Origin of the sequence: Capnocytophaga granulosa ATCC 51502, from assembly GCF_000411115.1 — a bacterium.
Lineage (GTDB): Bacteria > Bacteroidota > Bacteroidia > Flavobacteriales > Flavobacteriaceae > Capnocytophaga > Capnocytophaga granulosa.
The window spans coordinates 242,218-265,542 of the sequence record NZ_KE150242.1; the positions used below are offsets into that span (position 1 = coordinate 242,218).

Annotated in this window: 16 protein-coding genes; 10 read left to right on the top strand and 6 right to left on the bottom strand. The window is 43.0% G+C overall.

The window, feature by feature from the left end:
• The 7 genes from HMPREF9331_RS01045 to HMPREF9331_RS01075 form a co-directional block, all read left to right on the top strand.
• The coding region (locus tag HMPREF9331_RS01045) for a T9SS type B sorting domain-containing protein (protein ID WP_016419336.1) at window positions 1-3,500 on the top strand (3,500 nt) is incomplete at its 5' end.
• A gap of 173 nt (window positions 3,501-3,673) precedes the next feature.
• Window positions 3,674-6,178: a type IX secretion system periplasmic lipoprotein PorW/SprE gene (gene porW, locus HMPREF9331_RS01050; protein ID WP_016419337.1), complete on the top strand. Its 2,505-nt coding sequence runs from the start codon at window positions 3,674-3,676 to the stop codon at window positions 6,176-6,178.
• Window positions 6,179-6,180: 2 nt separating this feature from the next.
• Window positions 6,181-6,582, top strand: a complete 402-nt coding sequence (locus HMPREF9331_RS01055) for a bactofilin family protein (RefSeq protein WP_009641602.1) — start codon at window positions 6,181-6,183, stop codon at window positions 6,580-6,582.
• On the top strand, window positions 6,563-6,790 hold the full coding sequence (locus tag HMPREF9331_RS01060) for an AtpZ/AtpI family protein (RefSeq protein ID WP_016419338.1): 228 nt from the start codon (window positions 6,563-6,565) through the stop codon (window positions 6,788-6,790). Before HMPREF9331_RS01055 ends, HMPREF9331_RS01060 begins: the two co-directional genes overlap by 20 nt.
• Before the next feature lie 72 nt (window positions 6,791-6,862).
• Entirely contained in the window at window positions 6,863-7,558 is a 696-nt protein-coding gene (locus tag HMPREF9331_RS01065; RefSeq protein ID WP_016419339.1) for an FG-GAP repeat protein, read from the top strand.
• Window positions 7,559-7,949: 391 nt separating this feature from the next.
• On the top strand, window positions 7,950-9,668 hold the full coding sequence (locus HMPREF9331_RS01070; RefSeq protein WP_016419340.1) for a phospho-sugar mutase: 1,719 nt from the start codon (window positions 7,950-7,952) through the stop codon (window positions 9,666-9,668).
• A 46-nt stretch (window positions 9,669-9,714) separates the two neighbouring features.
• Entirely contained in the window at window positions 9,715-11,544 is a 1,830-nt protein-coding gene (locus tag HMPREF9331_RS01075) for an ABC transporter ATP-binding protein (RefSeq protein WP_016419341.1), read from the top strand.
• Between the two features lie 88 nt (window positions 11,545-11,632).
• Here HMPREF9331_RS01075 and HMPREF9331_RS01080 read toward each other — a convergent pair whose 3' ends face one another.
• On the bottom strand, window positions 11,633-12,538 hold the full coding sequence (locus HMPREF9331_RS01080) for an ion transporter (RefSeq protein ID WP_016419342.1): 906 nt from the start codon (window positions 12,536-12,538) through the stop codon (window positions 11,633-11,635).
• A gap of 58 nt (window positions 12,539-12,596) precedes the next feature.
• Window positions 12,597-13,007 carry a BrxA/BrxB family bacilliredoxin gene (locus HMPREF9331_RS01085; protein WP_016419343.1) on the bottom strand — a complete coding sequence of 137 codons (411 nt, stop codon included), beginning with the start codon at window positions 13,005-13,007 and terminating at the stop codon, window positions 12,597-12,599.
• 236 nt (window positions 13,008-13,243) lie between these two features.
• Here HMPREF9331_RS01085 and HMPREF9331_RS01090 point away from each other — a divergent pair, with 236 nt between their 5' ends.
• The 3 genes from HMPREF9331_RS01090 to HMPREF9331_RS01100 are packed head-to-tail and all read left to right on the top strand — an operon-like array spanning window position 13,244 to window position 16,041.
• Window positions 13,244-13,720, top strand: a complete 477-nt coding sequence (locus HMPREF9331_RS01090) for a hypothetical protein (protein ID WP_016419344.1) — start codon at window positions 13,244-13,246, stop codon at window positions 13,718-13,720.
• Between the two features lie 34 nt (window positions 13,721-13,754).
• Entirely contained in the window at window positions 13,755-14,882 is a 1,128-nt protein-coding gene (gene ribB / locus HMPREF9331_RS01095; RefSeq protein ID WP_016419345.1) for a 3,4-dihydroxy-2-butanone-4-phosphate synthase, read from the top strand.
• Window position 14,883: 1 nt separating this feature from the next.
• Entirely contained in the window at window positions 14,884-16,041 is a 1,158-nt protein-coding gene (locus tag HMPREF9331_RS01100; RefSeq protein ID WP_016419346.1) for a GlmU family protein, read from the top strand.
• A gap of 155 nt (window positions 16,042-16,196) precedes the next feature.
• Here HMPREF9331_RS01100 and HMPREF9331_RS01105 read toward each other — a convergent pair whose 3' ends face one another.
• The 4 genes from HMPREF9331_RS01105 to HMPREF9331_RS01120 form a co-directional block, all read right to left on the bottom strand.
• A complete protein-coding gene (locus HMPREF9331_RS01105) occupies window positions 16,197-17,492 on the bottom strand; it encodes an NAD-dependent succinate-semialdehyde dehydrogenase (protein WP_016419347.1) in 1,296 nt (431 codons plus the stop codon).
• 100 nt (window positions 17,493-17,592) lie between these two features.
• A complete protein-coding gene (locus HMPREF9331_RS01110; protein WP_016419348.1) occupies window positions 17,593-19,743 on the bottom strand; it encodes a prolyl oligopeptidase family serine peptidase in 2,151 nt (716 codons plus the stop codon).
• A 144-nt stretch (window positions 19,744-19,887) separates the two neighbouring features.
• Window positions 19,888-20,274: an endonuclease domain-containing protein gene (locus HMPREF9331_RS01115; protein WP_016419349.1), complete on the bottom strand. Its 387-nt coding sequence runs from the start codon at window positions 20,272-20,274 to the stop codon at window positions 19,888-19,890.
• 701 nt (window positions 20,275-20,975) lie between these two features.
• Entirely contained in the window at window positions 20,976-23,138 is a 2,163-nt protein-coding gene (locus HMPREF9331_RS01120) for a prolyl oligopeptidase family serine peptidase (RefSeq protein WP_016419350.1), read from the bottom strand.
• Window positions 23,139-23,325: the final 187 nt, after the last annotated feature.

Genomic DNA, 23,325 nt, shown 5'->3' on the forward strand with positions numbered 1-23,325 from the left:
GTGCTACTGCTACGGGTACACTCATAAGAACAGAGAATACCAATAGTGATGAGGATAGCTATACACCTGTGGTAACTACAGTAGGAACAGCTTATTACTATGTAGAGGTAAGCAGTGCTTGTGGTAGTGAGGAAACTAGTGCTCGTGCACATATTACAGTACAGGATATTACAGTACAACCAACACTTACAGCAGTAAATCTCTGTCAGGGTGCTACAGTGGCCGATCTCAAAGCACAATTGGCTCTAACCCTTACAGGTACATTGAAAGTATATGCAACCGCTACCGATCCTGCGGACTTGGCAGATGCTACCCTGCTCAATGCAACCACTTATTACTATACCGCTACAGAGACAAACAAGTGTGAGAGTGATAGGCAAGCTATGGCAGTGACCCTTGTACAGGCGCCTACTCCGCAAGCAACATATACGTATTGTGTAGGTACTACAGTAGATACCCTTTGGAAGGCTATAGATGCCAACGATAGTGATAACTCTATCAGAATCTATAATGTAGCTACAGGAGGAACCCCACTTACACGTACCGACTTGCTCTCTACCACTACTTACTATGTGGCAGAGACAGCTTCTAATGGCGGAGTTGTTACCTGTGAGACCTCAAGAGTAGCCACTCAAGTAACTATAGGAAGCGTGGCTAACCCTATCATAGCAACAAGGCCTGCTACTTGTGGTCAGGCAACAGTGGTTAAGATAACCAACCATGTCCCTGGTATTAACTATACCATAACCGATAGTGCTAATGTAACTGTTGCAGGTGCTTCAGTAGCTGCTGACGGAACCATCGGGGGTATTACTTCGGCAGGCACCTATAAGATCAAGGCTACTCAGGGTACTTGTGTATCTGGTGAAGAAACCTTTACCATAGCCGAAGCACTCCCTGTTCCTGAAACGCCTACCGTTATGGTAACACGACCTACTTGTACAGCCATGAGTGTAGCTAAGGTAAGCAACTATACAGATTATACTCATGGAGAAACCTTTGCCATAACCGATAGCAATGGAACAGCTATAGGAGCAGTAGATAATACTACAGGTAATATCACAGGCCTTACTACAGCAGGTACTTATACACTGACCATAACTCGTGGTACTTGTAGGGCTGCGGCAGTGGACTTTGACATAGCTGACAAGCTCCCAACACCAGCCAAGCCAGCCATTACGCTAACCCCTGCCAGCTGTACCAGCCCAACAGTGGCTAAGCTTACCCAGGTGTCAGGACTAACTTTTTGGCATAATGGTACCCAGTTGACGGTTAATCCGATTACCCATGAGATCATGGGTCTAGCCCCTGGTACTTATACCATTACGGCTAAGAACAATGACAATTGTGAATCGGTAGCTTCTGATAGCTTTGAGATCAAGGCGCAACAGACAGCCACCACCATTACCACTCATCCAGCAGGGGCTACTTACCAAAGAGGAGCCGACGCAACACTGCTTGCAGTAGTGGCCACTGGTGAAGGTACCCTCAGCTATAAGTGGTATAAGAATACGGATAATAACAACACCTCAGGCACTGAAGTAGGGGATAACAGCCCAAGCTATAAGCCAGACACCAATACCGTAGGAAGTTTCTACTACTGGGTAGAGGTAACAAGTACTTGCGGTGCAGTAAAGAGTGCCGTAGCTGAAATCAAGGTAGTAGAAGGGGCACCTACCATAGAGGCCAATGATGACCCTGATACGACAGTACGCCGAGGCCAGGAAGTAGCCGTACTTGGCAATGACAAGGTCAACGGTAATCCTGCAACCCCAGCCGATGTGGATATCACCATTTCTAACGATGGCGGCCTTACAAGAGTAGGGGTAAACCCAGCCACTGGTAAGATTATGATACCTAATGATGCAGCGCCAGCCACTTACGAGATTACTTATAAAATCTGTGTGAAGAATCAGCCAACCATCTGTGATGAGGCTAAGGTGAAGATAACCGTGGAAGTGCCTACCCTTGCCCTCAAGGCGGTAGATGATGACTTTGGTAAGATTCCTAACGCAGTGGATTACACCACTACCAATACGGTATTCTCCGCTGGAGTAGATACCATGGAAGGAGTCGTAGGTAACCTCTCCCCAGAGCGTGATGTGGTACTGACTCCAGGGGCACAACCTCATGAGAATATTACCATGAATCCAAATGGTAGCATCACTGTAAAACGCGGTACGCCTAAGGGTACTTACACCTACGAGTATACAATATGTCAAAAAGACGTACCTACCAACTGTGATAAGGCTAAGGTAAGCTTTGAAGTTATAGAAGCTCATATCTTTGCCAAAGATGATGGTGTATGGGAAGTAGGTACCGAAGGTGCCTTGACCCCAAGTGTCTTGAACAACGATATATTAGGCGAAAGAGTGGGTATTGCTCCTTCCGAGGTAAGTATAACAAAAACCAATGGTAAGCCTGTGATTGATGATACTAAGATGGTGATGAACGAAGACGGCCGTATCTCAGTGAAGAAGAACATACCAGAGGGTACTTACACGTATTACTATACGATTACAGAGAAGGCCAATACAGCCAATACCTCTAGTGCGTCAGTAACCATAAGGGTAGTGAGCTTCTCCGCTCAGGATGATGAGTTTAATATTACCAACGACAAGACCAAGGAGTACAAAACCGAAAGTGTTTTGAAAAATGACGAACTCAATAAGAAGAAGAACCCATCACCAGTAGACGATGTGATCTTGACCAAAGGCAAGGCTAAGGATGCAGAGAGAAACCCAACCAATGCCCTTACCATGAATGAGGATGGTACGATCACCATAGCGCCCAACACCCCAGACGGTGTTTATACCTATACGTATACCATCTGTAAGAAGTCAGCACCAACAGAGTGTAAGAGTGCCGAAGCGGTGATTAAGCTCTTGCCTGCTTTGATAGCCAATGATGATGACTTTACCGCCAATCCGATCAACCCGCTTGTAAAAGAGGGTATCGCAGGAAATGTCTTGGACAACGACCGCTATGCTGATGGTAATGCCCTAGAACACTTGGATAAGGTGAAGATCACTATGTTGGACAACAATAAATCTGGAGCTCGTATAGAGCAGAATGGTAATGTAGTGATCCCACAAGGCGCTCCAGCAGGAGATTACACCTTGACTTATAGTCTCTGTATGAAAGATCACCCAACCATCTGTGTTGAGGCTAAGGTGAAGATAGTGATATTGGAAGACAAACCGATAGTGATCCACAATGGTATCTCTGCCAATGGTGACGGTGTGAACGATGGCTTTATGATAGAGCATATTGAGGGGTATCCTAAGAATAATCTTAAGATATTCAACCGTTGGGGTGTATTGGTTTATGAAAAGGACGGTTACACCAACAGTGAGCCATTTGACGGCCATTCTAACGGACGTGCGACCATAAGTGCCGATAGCAAGCTCCCACAAGGAACTTACTACTACATCTTAGAGTATCAAGATACAGCCGAGCAAACCCATACCAAGAAAGGTTGGTTGTACCTCAAATACTAGTGACAAGTGACTAACGACGAGTGACGAGTGACTAACGACAAGTGACTAATGACAAATCATTACAGATTCGTCATTAGTCATTTGTCATTAATCATTAATCATTAATAATAGCTTAATTTTGTTTGATGATTCAAAAAAAATGACTAACTTGCGCCTTGTTATTATTTTCTTAGATGAAGTTGCACAAATTATCTATTTATTTCCTACTGATAGCCCTTATAACAGGCTGTACCACTAAGTCGGATACTTATTACAACCGTCAGTTTCGCATGATCCCAACCATGTACAATGTGTTGTATAACGGCAATTTAGCACTCGAAGAAGGCAAAAAAGAATTAGCCGAAAAGCACAAAGACAATTACTTTGAGATCTTAGAAGTAGAACCCGAAGTACGCTCCCAGAATTACAACCTCAAGGGAGAAGGAAACCCGCACTTTGACCGTGCCGAGGAGAAGGCGATCAAGGCAATCCAACGCCATTCTATGGTCTTTGATGGCAAACAGAAGAATAGAAAGATTGATGATGCCTATATGCTACTGGGTAAGGCACGCTATTACAATGGTCGCTATATCCCAGCCTTAGAGGCCTTTAACCATCTGCTAACCAACTATGGAGAGACCAACCAGCGCTACAATGCGGCTGTATGGCGTGAAAAAGCGCATATTCAGCTCGGTAGAGAACAGTTGGCCGTAACTGACTTAGAGAAAATCCTCCAAGAGGAACAACCCAAGCGCCGAGAGCGAGCTACCCTACATGCGGTATTGGCTCAGGCGTTTATCAATTTAGAGGCCTATCCCAAGGCTATTGAAGCGCTAAAACAAGCCAGCCAAGAGACCAAGGAAAAGCCTAAAAGAGGCCGTTATTACTATATCATAGGGCAACTCTTTGAGCATCTCCAGCAGCGCGATTCCGCTCAGGCCTATTACCAAAAGGTGATCGGGCTGAACTGGAATATTCCCCGACGCCTATGGGTAGAAGCTCAGATAGGCAAGGCGCGTACCCAAACCCTTACTCCTGAGCAGAAAATAGAATATACCAAGAAGTTGCGCAAAATGGAAAAACTCTATGAACATAAGGACTTGCTCGACTTGGTGTATTTCCAGCATGCGCTCTTCCTCGAAGGAGAGAACAAGCCCAAAGGTGCTACCGAGTACTTCTTGCGCTCTTTGGAAAAAAATAAGGACAATGACGGCTTGCGTCAGCGTGCCCATGAACACTTAGCAGACTTGTATTTCAAGGATAAAAAATACCCCTTGGCCTATGCTCACTACGACAGTACACTGGTGTATATCCCTAAAAACACGCTCGAACATCTCTATATGCGTCGCAAAAGGGATAACCTGGCTCAGATTACCGCCTTTGAGAATACCATAGCCAAGGCCGATAGTCTTTCTCATATCATGAAAATGCCCAAGGAGGAACAAGTACGTTATTTCCAGCAGCATATTGACTCCCTAAAGCAACAACCTCAGGACAAAAAAGTAATCTCTATTACTGATTTTGGACGAACAACCACTACACAGCACCAAGCGCCACAAGAAGGCTTCTATTTCTATATACCTCAGACGGTTGCCTATGGCAAGCAACTCTTCAAACAGCGCTTCGGAGACCGTCCACTAGTGGATAATTGGCGTTGGTCTAATCAGCTTATTGCTCAGCAACCTACTGAGACAGAGAAAGATAGCTTATCCGCCCCTAAAGTGTCCGCTGAGGATTACCTAAGCCAGCTGCCAAGCGAAACTCAGCTCGAACAACTCCAAAAGGACAGAGAGGCCGCCCTCTATGGGGTAGGGGAACTCTATTGGGAAAAGTTTGCCGACGGGAAATTGGCCGAACAACGCCTTACCCGCCTGCTCTCACTCACTCAGAATGACAAGCTCAAGGAAAAAGCCCTCTATCTCTTATACAAGATAAGCGAAGAAAAATATCCTAAGGAGGCCGAGGCCTACAAAGAGCGATTGCTGGCATCTTTCCCTAATTCAGAATATGCCAAACCACTTTCAGGACAGCAAAGCACCAATGAAAAGGCACTAAAAGAGCAATACCAACAGCTGAGTGACCAACTTGCGGCACAGCAATTTGCCCAAGTGCGTGACTATATAGACACCCACAAGGCCGATTATAAGACCTCTTCCATGGCACCCGACTGGGATATACTCAGGGCAAAGGCCATCGCCCGATTGGAAGGAAAGGCGGCTTATATACGTGAGTTAGAGGCTATTGTACAAGAATACCCCAATACCTCTCAAGCCGATGATCTCAAGGAAAAGCTCGAAATACTCAAAGGTACCCCTCAGAAGCCTACATTCTTGGGCGATGAAGAGGCTACTTCTTGGAAACTGGTGTTGCCAGCCTTAGGCGAGCAGCAGCTTACCCAACTAAAGGATTACTTAGAGGAAAATGGTTTCGCTTACCTCTCTCTAAGCCAAGATGTATATGATGACAAGGAGCAATTCACAGTCCTTCACGGCTTTATGTCAAGGCAAATGGCCGAGGGATTTGTGCAAAGAATCAATCACTATTTCCAAGAAAAAGTCTTAGCAGGCAAGAAGAAAAAAGATGAAGAAAAAAATCAAGAAAATACTATGTTTTTCAAAGATTTTTTCGTAATTTCGTCAGAAAATTATGCGATCCTACAAACGTTTAAAAACAAGGAAGAATACATAAAAATTAACTAACAATGTTTAATAAAGAAAATAAGAAAACCATGGCAGTAGACAATTCAGTAGCGGGGAGCAACCGCATCGTAGCAGGTACTAAGATCAAAGGAGAAGTAAACTCAGGTTCTGACTTCCGTATAGATGGAGAAATAGAAGGTACCATACAGACCTCTGGTCGATTGGTGGTAGGAAGAACAGGCCTTATCAAGGGCAATGTGATCTGTACCAATGCCGATGTAGAAGGTACAATCAATGGAACTTTGGTGGTTAAAAATACGCTCTCTCTTAAGGCAACTGCCGTGATAGAAGGAGAAGTACAAGCAGACAAGCTCGCTATAGAACCTGGTGCGGTATTCAATGTGACTTGTAAAATGGGAGTCAAAGGAACACCTCCGGTAAGCAATGAACCAGCAAAAAAATAATCCTAATAGCTGGGTAAAATTCTCCCAAGTGGGTTTGCAAATGGCCGTTACCATAGCCCTTTGCGCCTATGGCGGGAATCTCTTGGACAGCAAATATCCTGCCATAGCCCCATGGGGTGTGGTGGGCGGGAGTCTCTTTGGAGTGTTTGCCGCCCTCTATCATGTGATAAAACAAGTTAAAGCAATGAACGATGATAGTGACCAATGACCAATGACTAGTGACTAACCACTAACCACTAACTGCTAACCACTAATCACTAACCACTAATCACTAACCACTATGAAATACTTTTTTTGGAGTGTTCTTGGTTTGCTAGCATCTATTCAAGGGTATGGGCAAGCACAATCCTTACAGGAGGAGCAAATACAAAAGCAATTCCCTGCTAAGGTACAAAAGCAATTGGGTATTACCTATCCCATAACCAAGGCTTATACCTATAAGGATAAGGAAGGGACACATGTTTGGGTCTTTACCGAGAATAAGCTCTATGAAAGAGCAAGAAGAAAGGAGCAAACCTATAAGAAAAATAGTGAGGGTGAGGTGATTAATGACAAGATTAAGGCCTTTCACCTCTTAGAGAAAGCAGATACCTACCAAGTGGTAAGGGTCGTATATGATTATAGTCCTAAGTGGGAAGGTACGGAGTTCTCTATTTGGTTTTGGACAAAATTTGTCTCCTTTACCGATTTAGACCAAGATGGTTATGTGGATCCAATCATTGTCTATGGGGCAGCGCCTACCGATGGTGATCCTGACAGGGGTAAAGTAAAGCTCTTAGCTTATCACAAGGGGGAGAAAACGGCTATTCGTCACCAAGATGACCCCAGTGATGAAGGGCGAGAAACCCAGATAGATGCCTCCTATTACACCCTGCCGCGTCCCATTCGTCAAAAAATGTTTGATACGATCAATCATTTGCAAGAAAATCAGCTTACTTTGTTTAATCCAGAGGATTTTAAAAAGTTGAAAAGATAAAATATTTGATTTAAGTTTCGCAAGTTGTTTTTAGGTTGCTATTGAAATTGCAAGTAACTGATAAACAATTATTTGTAAAAACCTTCCCCCAACCCCCCTCCAAAGGATAGTCTGCGAATACTTGGAGCAGAGTATGTGAGTTGCGAGAGCGGAGTATGTGTCTTTAAGGGCGTTGAAATGGTCTAATTTGTTTATTAACTTAGAAAATTTCCCTTTTATAACTTATTGAACCTCTATTACTTACTAACTCCCCCCTTGAGGGGGGTAGGGGGGATGTTTTGAGAATCAGTTGATTACAGAGCTTGCGAAACTTAAGTATTTGAGTTACAAAGCTTATGAAGCTTGAATTGATAATTAACAATTGACAATTAACAATTAAAAAAGATAAATTATGGACCTATTACAAAAAAGTAAAGAAAATGCTCAGTCTTGGCTTAGTCCTACCTTTGACGAGCCAACACAAAAGGCAGTACGTGAGCTACTTGCAGGAAATCCTGAGGAGCTTACCGAATGTTTTCATAAGAATTTGGAATTTGGTACAGGAGGTATGCGCGGGATCATGGGTATTGGTACCAATCGTATGAACCGCTATACCTTGGGAAAGAATACCCAAGGATTGAGCAACTACCTCAAAAAGGTATATCCCAATGAGCAAGTGAAGGTAGTCATTGCCTATGACTGTCGTCACAACTCTCAGGATTTTGCCAAGATAGTAGCCGATGTCTTCTCTGCCAATGGTATCAAGGTGTATCTCTTCTCCCAGTTGCGCCCTACACCAGAACTTTCTTTCGCTATACGCTACCTCAAGTGCCATAGTGGTATTGTCCTTACAGCCTCTCACAACCCCCCAGAATACAATGGGTACAAGGTCTATTGGACAGATGGAGGCCAGCTAGTACCTCCTCAGGACAAGGAAGTAATGGAAGCCATTGACAAGGTACAATTTGCTGATATTAAATTTACTCCCAACGAGTCGCTTATTGAAAAGATTGATTCTCAGGTAGATGAGGCCTTTATAGAAGCCTCCTTGAACAAGGCCAATTTCCCTATCGCAGGCAAGGAAAATCTTAAGATTGTTTACACACCTTTGCATGGGACATCGGTAACCATTATCCCTAAGCTCTTGCAGCGTGCAGGCTACACCTCTCTATATATAGTAGAGGAACAAGCCACCCCCGATGGTAGCTTCCCTACCGTGAAATCGCCTAATCCTGAAGAACCTGAAGCACTTACTATGGCTCTGAAAAAGGCCGAAGAAGTACAGGCAGATATTGTGTTCGGTACGGATCCCGATAGCGACCGTATAGGGATTGCTGTACGTAACCTCCAAGGCAAGATGGAGTTGCTTAACGGAAACCAAACAATGCTCCTAATGACCAAATACCTCTTGGACAAGTGGAAAGAAAAAGGTGAAAAGACAGGCCATGAGTTTATTGCCTCTACCATAGTTTCTACACCTATGATGCAGAAACTTGCCGATGCCTATGGGGTAGAGTATAAGGAAGGGCTTACAGGTTTCAAATGGATAGCCAAGATGATCAAGGACTTCCCAGACCAACAGTTTATCGGTGGGGGAGAGGAAAGTTTCGGCTATATGGTAGGTGATTTTGTTCGTGATAAAGATGCGGAAACCTCCGCCTTATTGGCTATGGGAATTGCTGCTGAGGCTAAGGCCAAAGGTAGTTCCTTCTTCAAGGAAATGCTTAAGATGTACCAAGAGTTTGGCCTTTATCAAGAATACTTGATTTCCGTAGTGAAAAAAGGGATCAGCGGGGCAGAGGAGATCAACCAAATCATGAAGAACCTTCGCGAAAACCCTGTCAAAGAGATCTTAGGTGAAAAAGTCGTACGTATAGATGACTACCAAACCTCTGTAAGCTATAACCCACTGACAGGTGAGAAAAAGCCTATTGAGATTCCTAAATCCAATGTGTTGATTTACCATACAGAAAAAGGACTTAAGGTAGCAGCACGCCCCAGTGGTACCGAACCTAAAATCAAGTTCTATTTCAGCGCCAACGCCCCTCTTACCTCTATAGAGGCTTATGAGGCTACACGTGAGGCCTTACTGGCTAAAATTAAGCAAGTAACCAAAGAATGGAGTTTATAAAACTGATTATTAATTAGTTAGAAATGATTTTCTTATATATTATTGAATGAACGTAGCCAATATCAAACGACTTTATCCGTATGTACTGCCTTATAAGAGGTTTGCCTTTCTGAATGTGTTCTTTAACATTCTATATGCACTCTTTAGCTCTTTGTCCTTTGTTGCCTTGATTCCTATGCTTGAGGTACTTTTTGATGCTCGTGCAAGGATTTACCAAAAGCCTGTGTATAAGGGTATTAGCGAGGCAAATATCTATTTTAAGGAATACCTGAACTATCAGGTAACCCAGCATGCGGGAGGCGACCCTGTACAAGCGCTTTCCTACATTATCGCCTTGGTGTTATTGTTATTTTTCTTAAAGAATATATTTAACTATTTGGCCATAGTGTTTATCAACCTCTTGCGCAACGGTGTGTTGAAGGATTTACGCAATATGATGTATAAGAAAATCATTTCTTTACCCATTTCTTATTTCTCTGAAAAACGCAAAGGAGATGTCATCTCCCGTATCACCACCGATATCAATGAGTTTCAAACCTCCTATCTGAGTATATTGGAATTTATTGTAAAAGAACCACTTACAATTATTTTCACTATAGTTATCATGTGTGGGATTAGCCTGAAGCTCACAGTCTTTGTCTTTGTCTTTATACCTATAGCAGGGCTGGCTATTTCGCGTGTGGGTAAGACCCTTAAGAAGCATTCGGGACGGGTGCAGGCCGAGCAAGGTTTCTTCCTCTCCCTGATAGAGGAAACCCTTTCGGGGCTGCGTATCATCAAGTCTTTCAATGCACAAGGGGCGTTTATCAAGCGCTTTACCGACTCCACTCAACGCTTTAACACCTATGCCAACAACCTCTCCTATCGCCAAAACTTAGCCTCACCCATTAGTGAGTTTTTAGGGATTTTGGTCATCGGAATCCTCCTATGGTATGGAGGTACGATGGTCTTGGTCGATAAGACTTTAGGAGGCTCCGAGTTTGTCGCTTATATGGGGTTGGCCTACAATATTCTCACCCCAGCCAAGGAAATCAGCAAGGCAGCCTATCGCTTGCGACAAGGAGATGCCGCCGCCCTACGTGTCTTGGAGGTGATCCATGCACAGAACCCTATTTTTGACAAAGAAAACGCCATAGAAAAAACAGACTTCCAAGCGGCTATCTCTTTGAAAAACATTTCTTTCAAGTATGACAATGAGTATGTACTCAAGGATTTTTCTCTGGAGATACCCAAGGGGAAAACAGTAGCCCTAGTAGGGCAATCAGGTAGTGGAAAAAGTACCATAGCCAACCTTATTACGCGCTTCTACGATGTCAATGAAGGCAGTATTACCTTTGACGGCACCGATATTCGCGATCTTAAGATACAATCGCTCCGTGATCTGATAGGAATTGTCTCTCAGGACTCTATCCTTTTCAATGATACGATAACAAACAACCTCCTTATAGGTAAGGCGTCGGCCACCCCAATGGAGATAGAGGAAGCCGCCAAGGTAGCCAATGCTTATGATTTCATAGAGGCCTTACCCGAAAAATTCCAAACCAATATAGGGGATATGGGCGGAAAGCTCTCTGGCGGACAAAAGCAGCGTCTGAGCATCGCCCGTGCTGTACTGAAGAATCCACCTATTATGATCTTGGACGAGGCCACCTCTGCCCTAGATACTGAGAGTGAAAAACTGGTACAGAATGCCTTGGAAAAGATGATGATGAACCGTACTTCACTGGTCATTGCCCACCGCCTTTCTACCATTCAAAAAGCGGATATTATTGTGGTAATGGAAAAAGGAAAAATCATAGAACAAGGAAACCATGCCACCCTTATGGCACAAAACGGCACCTATCGCAAGCTAGTGGAAATGCAGTCCTTTCAGTAGACAGTGGTCAGTAGACAGTAGACAGTATACAGAGGTCAATAGACAGTAGACAGTGGTCAGTCTCTGATAACTAACCACTGACCATTGACTACTGTTTTGCTCCGCACTGGGGGCAATACAGTGCTCCATCAGGTAGGGGATAGGCATTACAATACTTGCAATGACCATGGGTGTGGCTGTGTGGATAACCTATGTCTTGTGGCATCTTGTGAGAGGTATCGGACTTATGAGGTTCTTTTTTCCTGTAAGCACGTGAGTACTCGCTCGTTACAATACCTGTAGGTACGGCTATAATACCATAACCTAAGATCATAATTATAGAGGCCATAATCTGTCCGAAGGTGGTAGTAGGCACCACATCGCCATAGCCTACAGTAGTGAGGGTTACAATACACCAGTAGATACTGCGGGGAATACTGGTAAAAGCCTTGTCATGTGGCTCTATCATATACATCAGCGCTCCTAAGATAACAGAAAGCACCAACACAAAGTAGATGAATACAAATATCTTCGTTTGACTATTCTTTAAAGCTTTCTTCAGCTGATTGGCTTGCTGGGTGAATTGTACCAAGTCCAAGATCCTAAAAATGCGCAACAGCCTAAGGATACGAATAATAGAAAGAACTTTCGATTGTTTTACAAAGAACGAAAGATATACAGGTAAGATAGAGATAAGGTCAATAACTCCATAGAAACTAAAGATATACCGTTTCCAGTTAGGGATGCAGATAATACGCAATATATACTCAATGGTAAAAAAGACAGTAATGACCCATTCCAAGACTACTAATAAGGTATGTATCCTATCATTTACAGTTTGAATACTCTCAAAAATAGCCAAAAAAGTACTGATGAGGATAAAACCTAGGAGAATAAGGTCAAAGAGTTTTCCTGCAACGGTATCTTTTCCGTAGATAATGACAAAAGCCCTTTCTTTTAGGAGCTTATATTTGGAGGCTATTAGGGGCTTGTACTTAGCTAAAAGTTCTTTCATCTCAAACCAATAAAAAATCCAATGAAAAAGGTGTTTTTCATTGGATTTGGACTGTTATTTAACAAAATTCATTATAGGCAGCCTCTAAGTTTTCAGCGATTGCCTCAGCAAAACGGCCTTCTATATGGTGTCTCTCCAGCATATGTACCAGCTCTCCGTCTTTGAAGAGGGCAATGCTTGGGGAAGAAGGCGGGAAAGGGAGCATATAGTCTCGCATTTGGGCAGTGGCATCGGTATCGAAGCCCGCAAAAACCGTTACCAAATGGTCAGGCTTTTTACTACCCTCAAGGCTAAGGAGTACGCCAGGGCGGGCATTTCTTGCCGCACAACCACATACGGAATTAACCACAACAAGGGTAGTGCCAGGGCGCTTAATAGCCTCATCTACAGCCTCTACAGTATGGAGGGATTCAAAACCTGCTCTTTCAAGCTCCGCTATCATAGGAGCTACTATTTCTGGTGGATACATAATTTTTAGTATTATTTATTCGCGGGGACAAAGATACGAAAAATAATGATTAATGGTTGATGATTAATGGTTAATTGTCAAATCTAAATTGTTAATTCTTATAAAAACGATACTTTAAAAATATGTAAGTTTGATGTGAGTTTGGGGGATATTTGTTATACCTAACTCACGTTAAAAATGTGTAGAATAAGAAAAAAAGTTGTACTTTTGCATGGGAATTTCTAAATAGAAATTTTATGAGAGGACTATTTTTCTTTTTGTTATTTCTGCCCTTAGGAGCTGGAGCACAGGATTTTGAGGATTTTGAATATTGGGGGATAAGGGCGGCTTTTACGCATACCAATCGCTCTCATAACCTAGGCTTTGCAGGGGTATCTCTTAATACAGAGTATAACTGGGTGAGCCGTTCGCTCTATGCAGGAGTACACTTGGGGTCACAAAATACATTTACCGATGACGGACGTAAGCAGTCCAAAATGGAAATAGTCCCTGAGATAGGATATGAGTTTAGCCTTATTCTCCTTGGGATGGGTGTATCGCTCAATACCCATGCACTCCAGCCTCGTATAGGTCTTTCTTTTTTCAATATTCATCAGGCTTATGTGGGGTATTCCATTCCTTTCCGCCGAGATACAGTCTTTAAAGGGCTGACTTTCACGCTTGTGCTTAATTTCTCTAATGCAGAAAGTAGTGATGATCTTAGGCTGTGGTAATCAAAGAATTTCATAACAAAATAAATATAAATTAATGAACCAAGAAATAAAACTCAATACCATAGAAGAGGCTATTGAGGATATTAAACAAGGGAAAATCGTCATCGTAGTAGATGATGAAGACCGCGAAAACGAAGGGGACTTTATTGCAGCAGCAGAAAAGGTAACCCCTGAAATGATTAACTTTATGACCCATTATGGGCGCGGTTTGCTTTGTGCACCTCTATTGGAAAAGCGTTGTAAGGAATTGGGCTTGGACATGATGGTGGAGAACAACACCGTACTGCACCATACCCAATTTACTGTTTCTATAGACCTCAAGGGAGAGGGCTGTACTACAGGAATTTCTGTATTTGACCGTGCCAAAACAATTAAGGCACTCGTAAAGCCTGAGACCAAGCCAGAGGATTTTGGTCGTCCAGGACATATATTCCCCCTCAAGGCCAAGGAAGGCGGGGTACTTCGCCGTACAGGCCACACCGAAGCAGCGGTAGACTTGGCGCGCTTGGCTGGACTGGAACCTGCGGGGATACTCATTGAGATTCTCAATGAAGATGGTTCCATGGCACGCCTGCCACAGCTGGTGAAAGTGGCTGAAAAACACAATCTTAAGATCATTTCTATAGAGGACTTGGTGGCCTATCGTATGCGCCATGATAGCCTTATTGTCAAAAAAGAGGACTTTTCTATCGATACCGATTTTGGACAATTCCGCCTACGTGCTTACGAACAAACTACCAACGGACAGATACACTTGGCTTTCACCAAAGGTACTTGGGCTAAGGACGAACCTGTACTTACCCGTATCCATGCCAACTTTATTAGTAATGATATCTTAGAACTTTTGCGCAAGAAGGACAACGAACTCAGTCGCATCTTCCAGCAGATAGATGCAGCGGGTAAGGGGGCTTTTATCGTCATCAACCAAGGAGGTTACTCCCAAAATCTCTTGCATCGTATCCAAGCTATTAAGGCAGCCCAAGAGGGCAAATCCGAACCTTCGCAAGTACCTGCCGCTCAGGTAAAAGATATAGGTATAGGCGCTCAAATCCTGATAGACTTGGGTATCTCTCACTTGAAACTCTTGACCAACTCCGAACCTTCTCGCTATGTGGGTATGTCGGGCTATGGCTTGGAAATTACAGACTATGTAAGCTACTAATATGAAAATAGACCGACTTCTCTTTGAGGATAAAAACATTATAAAGGATTTTTTCCCTTTGACTTTTACCCGTCCTTCGGCTGAGCTGCGTGCAGGTATTTTAACTTTTGCTGAGCGCTGGCAGCGACTTTTAGGGGTAGAAAAGATAGCTTACAACACAGCTGATTATCTTAGTGGAAAGTATCCTAAATCTAATACATTGGAGGGTACCCTTTCCATTTACGCTAATTTCTTGCCTACCCAACGCCTTTTAGAACAGTTGCGTTCTCTTAAGATAGGGGAGTCTATTACGTATCAAGGAAGGCAGTTGGCTTTTATGAATAATGGCCTCACGCTTTCTTCTATCCCTCCTATAGAGTGGGAAGAGCCTTTGGTGGTTTTTGAAAAGCCTACCGACCTTTTTACCTATAATGACAAGGCGATAGACTTTGATTTTGAACTACTTACAAAAGGACGTACCTCTGTGCCACTCTCACCTACCAATGGCTTCTTGGGCGATAAGGACAACCTCTTCATAGAGGAAGGTGCCAAGGTCGAGTTTGCAACCCTCAACTGTCAGAAAGGCAAGATCTACATAGGCAAAGATGCCGAGGTCATGGAAGGTAGTCACCTGCGTGGGTCTATCGCCCTTTGCGAGCATGCTACCGTGAATATGGGTGCCAAGCTCTATGGAGCTACTACTATAGGCCCTTACAGTAAGGTAGGCGGTGAGATAAGTAACTCCGTTATTTGGGGTTACTCCAACAAGGGGCATGACGGCTTCTTAGGCAATTCCGTATTGGGGCAGTGGTGTAACCTCGGGGCGGATACCAATGTTTCTAATCTCAAAAACACCTATAATACCATACAGCTATGGGATTACCAAAAGGGCGGTTATACCTCTTCAGGCTTGCAATTCTGTGGGGTACTGATGGGAGACCATTCCAAAACGGCCATCAATACCCAAATCAATAGTGGTACCACTATAGGGGTTTTTGCTAACCTTTTCTCTGCTGGATTTCCAAGCAAATATATTCCTAATTTTGCTTGGGGAGCCTCTGCTGAGAAATACCGCTTGGAGGAGGCTTTTGCCGTAGCCGAGCGTGTGATGGCACGTAGGGGTATTGCTTTTGACCAGAGGGAACAACATATACTCCAGTGGTTGTTTGATAACCAATAGGTAAAATGATTCACTAATTTTCTAAGGCGCAATAAATTGCGTCTCTACCCTAACGCTGGCTAAGACACTCCCGAAGAGTGTAGTCATCCGTAGAGACACAATTTATTGCGTCTTAAATAGTTAGCAAATAATGTTTTAATCTTTGATTTGCATTATTATTTCACCACTACCGTCTTGATATTGGCAAACTCCCATACACCAAAGTAGGAGAGCTCACGGCCATAGCCTGAGTTCTTGATACCTCCAAAGGGCAAATGTGGATCACTGATAAGCATCTCATTGATATATACTGCACCTTCGTCAAAGCGAGGGGCTTGAGATTTTACAAAATCTACATTCTGGGAGAAAATGGCCACTCCTAAGCCAAAATCCGATTGGTTGCTCAGCGCAATGGCCTCTTCAAAGTCTCGGAAGGTGGTGATGACCGCTACAGGCCCGAAGGTCTCTTCCCTGAATACTCGCATGGTAGGAGTAACTCCAGTAAGGACAGTAGGAGTGTAGAAAGCACCTGTACGCTTGCCCCCACAGCGTAGGGTAGCCCCCTCGGCAAGGCTCTGCTTGACCATTTCTTCTATTTCTATGGCCAAGTCTTCTCGTGCCATAGCACCTATTTCGGTGGAGAGGTCATACTTGTCACCTTGCTTGAGGGCTTTGACCTTTTCAGTGAAGGCCGCTGTAAATTCCTCGGCTATGGATTCTTGTACTAAGATACGTTTGCCTGCAATACAGCTCTGTCCTGCGTTCTGCATACGGGCATTGACGGCTGTGGTGACCGCTTTTGTTAGATCTGCATCTTCACAGACGATAAAGGCAGCACTTCCTCCGAGTTCCAAGACGGATTTCTTTAGGTGCTTACCTGCACACTGGGCGACCGACCTACCCGCAGGTTCACTTCCTGTAAGGGTAACGCCCTTAATGGCAGGGTGGGCGATGATGGCTTCTACATGTTGGCTTGGTAAGGGCAGGTTCTTGTAGATAGGAAAGCCTAAGGACTTGTCAAGGAAGATTTCTTCCAATAGTGCAGCAGCAGTAGGGACATTGGAGGCGTGTTTTACGACCAATACATTGCCCAATAGCAGGTTAGGAATAGCTACGCGGAATACTTGCCAAAAGGGGAAGTTCCACGGCATAACAGCTAAAAGTACGCCTAAGGGGTCTAAGCGGACATAACTCTCTGTCCAACTGCTCTGCAAAGGTTGTGGGCGGAGGAAGTCGTCAATATGAGTGAGGTAATAATAGCAAAGGGCAGTACATTTTTTAACCTCAGCAAGAGCTTGCGCCAAAGGCTTATTCATATCGGTAGTAATGGCTCTGGCATATTGTTCGGCATGGGTTAGTAGCTTTTCTCGGATACGGCTGATGACCTCCTTACGTGTGGTTAAGGGGCGGTTTCGCCAAGTGTGGTAAGCGCTTTCCATTTCGCTTACGGAAGCAAGGGCTTTTTCTAACATCTTTCTTAATTGTTAATGGTTAATTACTAATGACAAATGACAAATCTCTCTAATTTTTGAAGAGATTTGTCATTTGTTGTTATTCACTTTTTACTTTTCACTATTTATTAGGTAGTTCCTTGTATCCCATATTCCAGAGAGAGAAGGCTTGTTCGTCAGCATATCCTTCAATCATCTTGCTCACTGGGGTACCTGCTCCGTGTCCTGCATTGGTTTCTATACGTAGGATAATAGGTACATTCTTGCAGGCTTGTTTTTTCTGTAACTGAGCGGCAAACTTGAAGCTGTGAGCTGGTACTACACGGTCGTCATGATCGGCAGTGGATACCATGGTAGCAGGATAGCAAACGCCCTCTTTTACATTGTGTACAGGAGAGTAACCTTTGAGGTATTCAAACATTTCCTTGCTGTCATCGGAGGTACCATAGTCATAAGCCCAGCCAGCGCCTGCGGTGAACTTGTGGTAGCGGAGCATATCCATAACCCCTACATCGGGCAAGGCTACACGCATAAGGTCAGGACGCTGGGTCATTACGGCTCCTACCAAAAGTCCTCCGTTAGAAGCTCCTTTGATAGCCAATTTCTCCTTAGAGGTATATTTTTCTTTGATAAGGTATTCAGCAGCGGCAATAAAGTCATCGAACACGTTTTGTTTCTTGAACTTAGTACCATCATCATGCCATTTTTTACCATATTCACCACCTCCACGGATATTAGCAGTGGCATATACTCCGCCATTGTTCATCCATACAGCGATGCTCACCCCAAAGTAAGGATAAGTGATAGCATTGAACCCTCCATAGCCATAGAGTAGGGTAGGGGCAGTACCGTCGAGCTTGGTAGTTTTCTTATAGGTAATGGTCATAGGCACCTTAGTACCGTCCTTAGAGGTATAGAATACTTGTTTGGACTCGTACTCATCAGAGTTGAAAGCAATAGAAGGTTTCCAATATTGGGTAGTTTCTCCACTTTCCAAGTTGAGTTTGTAGATACTTGTAGGGGTACAAGTATTGGTAAACCAGAAATAAGTATCCTTTTGATTCTCTTTGGAAGAGAATCCACCAGCAACCCCTATGGAAGGGAGCTTAATATCGCGAATAAACTTACCTGAGAAGTCATATTGTTTTACTTCGGTAAGGGCAGCCACGGTATATTTGGCAAGGATATAGCCACCAGCGGTAGTGATGTCCAATACATTTTCATTTTCAGGGATAAGATCCTTCCAATGTTCAGGAGTTGGATTCTTTACGTCGGTAACTACTACTTTTCCGTTAGGAGCGTTGAGGTTGGTGAAGAGGTAGAGCTTATCTCCTTTGACATCAATCACCGAAGTATCGGAAGAATAGTCATTAAGGATAGTAACCAAAGGTGCTTTAGGGTCTTTCAAGTCTTTGATAAAGAGCTTGTTACCAGAAGTAGCATCGGCACCGAAGATGATAAGATATCTTTGATCATCGGTTACATAGGCATCGGTATAGCGGTTTTTTTCCTCAGCAGTACCTCCGAAGATGAGCACATCTTCTTTCTGAGAAGTACCGAGCTTGTGGTAATACACCTTGTTTTGGTCGGTTTTTTCAGAAAGTTCACTACCCTTTGGCTTGTCGTAGGAAGAGTAGTAGAAACCTTCGTTTCCTTTCCAGTTACCTCCACCGAATTTTACATCTACAATAGGATCGCCTATTTGTTCTTTGGTCTTGGCGTTGAGCACTATGGCTTTTTTCCAGTCGCTACCAGCCTCAGAGATAAGGTAACATACCAAAGAACCATCTTTGGAGAAGTTTAGCCCAGCCAAGGAAGTGGTTCCATCGGCAGCAAACTTGTTAGGGTCAAGGAATACTTCCTCTTTACCGTCCTTATCCTTGCGGTAGAGCACACTCTGGTCTTGCAAACCGTTGTTGCGATAGTAGTAGGTATAGTCACCTTCTACAAAAGGAGCGCCTGACTTTTCGTAATTCCAGAGTTTTTCTAGTTGTTCCTTAATCGTTTTGCGGTAAGGAATTGCATTGAGATAATCAGTGGTGAATTGGCTTTGTGCTTTCACCCAAGCCTCAGTCTCTGGACTTCGGTCGTCTTCGAGCCAACGGTAAGGGTCAGCTACTTTTTCTCCGAAATAATCGTCTTCTACGACTTGTTCTTTGGTTTGGGGATAGGTAAAGTCTTTCATCTGTTCTGTCTCGGAGGGTTGTTGAGGGTTGTTCTTACAAGCCGAAAGGGCAAGAGCACAACCTAGCGGAATAAAAAAATACTTCATATTAATTGTTAAATTGAATTTTACAAACTGTTTAACTTATTGATATTCAAAATCCCCCCCTCAAGGGGGGAGTTCAGATTCTTTGAGGAAGTTGAAAGTGTTTGTTAGTCTCAAGTAGCTGACAATCATCAATATAAACTTGAGTTAATAGTTACTTTCTTGTTCTTCTTTTAGTTCATTTATTTTTGCCACTATCACAGATATTACATGTGTAATATCATTTTCTATTGACTGATTAGAAAATCTAAGGAATGTTATTCCGTATTTTTCTATTGCTTCTTGTCGTTTGGCGTCTTCTATATACTTAAAATCATGAATATTTCCGTCCACTTCAATAGCTAAATGCAATTGAGGACAATAGAAATCAACGATGTATTCTAAAATAGGAACTTGTCTATTAAACAATACTCCTAGACTCCTTCCCTTTATTTGTTTCCAAAGAGAAATTTCACAAGGAGTACTATTATTTCTTAGGTTATTCGCAAATTCTTTTAGCTTGGGATTATAAGGAATAATATTGCTATTTATCATTATTTTCTAACTTAGGTTTCGAAAGTCGTTTTTAGGCATTATTGTAATTATAAATGATTTAAGTTTCGCAAGTTGTTTTTAGGTTGCTATTGAAATTGCAAGTAACTGATAAACAATTATTTGTAAAAACCTCCCCCCAACCCCCCTCCAAAGGGAAAGTCCGCGAGAGCGGAGTATGTGTCTTTAAGGGCGTTGAAATGGTCTAATTTGTTTATTAAATTAGAAAATTTCCCTTCTATAACTTATTGAACCTCTACTACTTACTAACTCCCCCCTTGAGGGGGGGTAGGGGGGATGTTTTGAGAATCAGTTGATTACAGAGTTTGCAAAACTTAAATAAATAATTGATTATTAATTATTAATTATTTACTTAAGTTTCGCAAGTCGTTTTTAGGCAATTATTGCAATTATAAATAACTAATAATCAATTATTTGTAAAAACATATCCCCCCACTCCCCTCCAAAGGATAGTCTGCGAATACTTGGAGCAGAGTATGTGAGTTGCGAGAGCGGAGTATGTGTCTTTAAGGGCGTTGAAAAGGCCTATTTTGTTTATCAAATTAGAAAATTTTCTTTCTATAACATATTGGACCTCTATTACTTACTTTCACATACTCGCTTACGCGACTTTCCCCTTGAGGGGGGTAGGGGGGATGTTTTGAAAGTTAATGAGTTACAGGGCTTTCAGAACTTGAATTAATTTAGTCTTTAGAGTTTGGTAGCTTCTTATACCCCATGTTCCATAGGGCAAAGGCTTGCCAGTCAGCGGTTTGGTCTATGATTTTGCTCACAGGCGTACCTGCACCATGGCCTGCATTGGTCTCTATACGGATAAATACAGGGTTTTTGCAGGCTTGTTTGCTTTGCAGCTGGGCGGCAAACTTGAAGCTGTGGGCGGGTACCACACGGTCATCATGGTCTCCAGTGAAGACAAGAGTAGCAGGATAGCAGGTACCTTCTTTTACATTGTGTACAGGGGAGTAGCCCTTGAGGTACTCGAACATTTCCTTGCTGTCATCGGAAGTACCATAGTCGTATGCCCAGCCTGCTCCAGAGGTGAATTTGTGGTAACGAAGCATATCCATCACCCCTACATAAGGCAAGGCAACACGCATAAGGTCAGGACGTTGGGTCATTACTGCTCCTATGAGTAGTCCGCCGTTGGAACCACCCTTGATGGCAAGTTTCTCTTTGGAGGTGTATTTGTTATCTATTAAGTACTGGCAAGCAGCGATAAAGTCGTCAAATACGTTTTGTTTCTTGAACTTAGTACCATCATCATGCCATTTTTTACCGTATTCACCACCACCACGAATGTTGGCCACGGCAAATACACCCCCATTGTTCATCCATACGGCATAAGTAACAGCGAACCAAGGGGTATAGCTGATATTGAATCCACCATAACCATAGAGACAAGCAGGAGCTGTACCATCTAAGGGAGTCCCCTTCTTATAGGTGATGATCATAGGTACTTTGGTGCCGTCCTTGGAGGTATAGAATACTTGTTTGGACTCAAAATCATTAGGGTTGAAGTCTATCTTAGGTGCCCAATAAAGCTCCGTATCCCCTTTGTCTAAGTGTAACTTATAGATACTTGAGGGAGTATAGAAGTTTTCAAAGGAAAAATAACTTTCGTTTTCCTCCTCCTTAGCACTATTCAAGGTTACTGTACCTAAGGCAGGAAGTTTGATATCTCGGATCAGTTTTCCTTCAAAGTCATATTGTTTTACTTGGGAGATGGCATCTTTCATATAGTGAGCCAAGATATATTTCCCAGCCACTACAGGGGTAAGTACATTTTGGGTTTCAGCAATAAGGTCTTTCCAGTGCTCTGGGGTAGGGTTCTTTATGTCTGCCACTACGATTTTTCCATTAGGGGCATTTAGGTTGGTTTGGAAGTAGATTTTATCCCCTTTGATAGAAAGGACAAAGGTGTCGGAGTCATAGTTGTTGAGGATAGTGATGAGTGGACTATTAGGTTTTCTAAGATCCTTGATCCACAACTTACCTCCAGAGGTAGTTTCCTCTCCACGGATAATGAGGTAGTTTTCGTCATTGGACACATAGCCTCCTACGTAGCGGTTTTTTTCCTCTGGTTTGCCCCCGAAGACTAATACGTCAGCTGACTGAGGGGTGCCGAGCTTATGGTAGTATAGCTTGTTTTGGTCGGTCTTTTCAGAAAGCTCACTACCCTTTGGCTTGTCATAGCTACAGTAGTAGAATCCCTCATTTTTGTACCAGTAACCGCCTGAAAATTTGATATTAACAATAGTATCTCCTATTTGTTGTTTGGTTTTGGTATCCATAACAATCGCCTTGCGCCAGTCACTTCCTCCTTCTGAGATCAGATAGCACAAGAGGGAACCATCTTTGGAAAAGTTGATTTCGGCCAAGGAGGTTGTCCCATCGGCAGCGAATTTATTAGGGTCAAGGAAGAGTTCCTCACGACCTTCTTTGTCTCGGCGATACAGAACATCTTGGTTCTGCAAACCATCGTTCTTATAATAATAGGTATAATCTCCTACATTGAAGGGAGCGGTAAGTTGTTCATGATTCCAGAGTTTTTCCGCTTGTTCCTTGATTTGGTTGCGGTAAGGAATGGAGTGTAGGTAGCCAAAGGTAACCTGGTTTTGAGCTTTTACCCAAGCGGCAGTTTCTTCACTTCTATCGTCCTCAAGCCAGCGATAAGGGTCAATCACCTTCTTGCCAAAATAGGTGTCTTCTACATTTTCCTTTTTGGTTTCAGGATAAGAAAAGTTTTCCCATGTCTCTTTCTCTTCTTTAGTAGTTTGTTTTTGCTGGAGCGAATGACATGCCGTCAAGGTAAGCAAACACCCCAAAGGAATAAAGAATGATTTCATATGTAATTATTAATTGTTAATGATCGATCATTAATTGCTAATGGTTGAATGAGAATTCGTCTTTATTAGAATCAATGCCAAATATACGTTTTTTTTTAGAACTGACAAAACGAAGAGGTAATAAATTGCGGCAGGACAATCCTTAAAATAGTGGTATTAATCATTATTGATGTCAATCATTAACTTT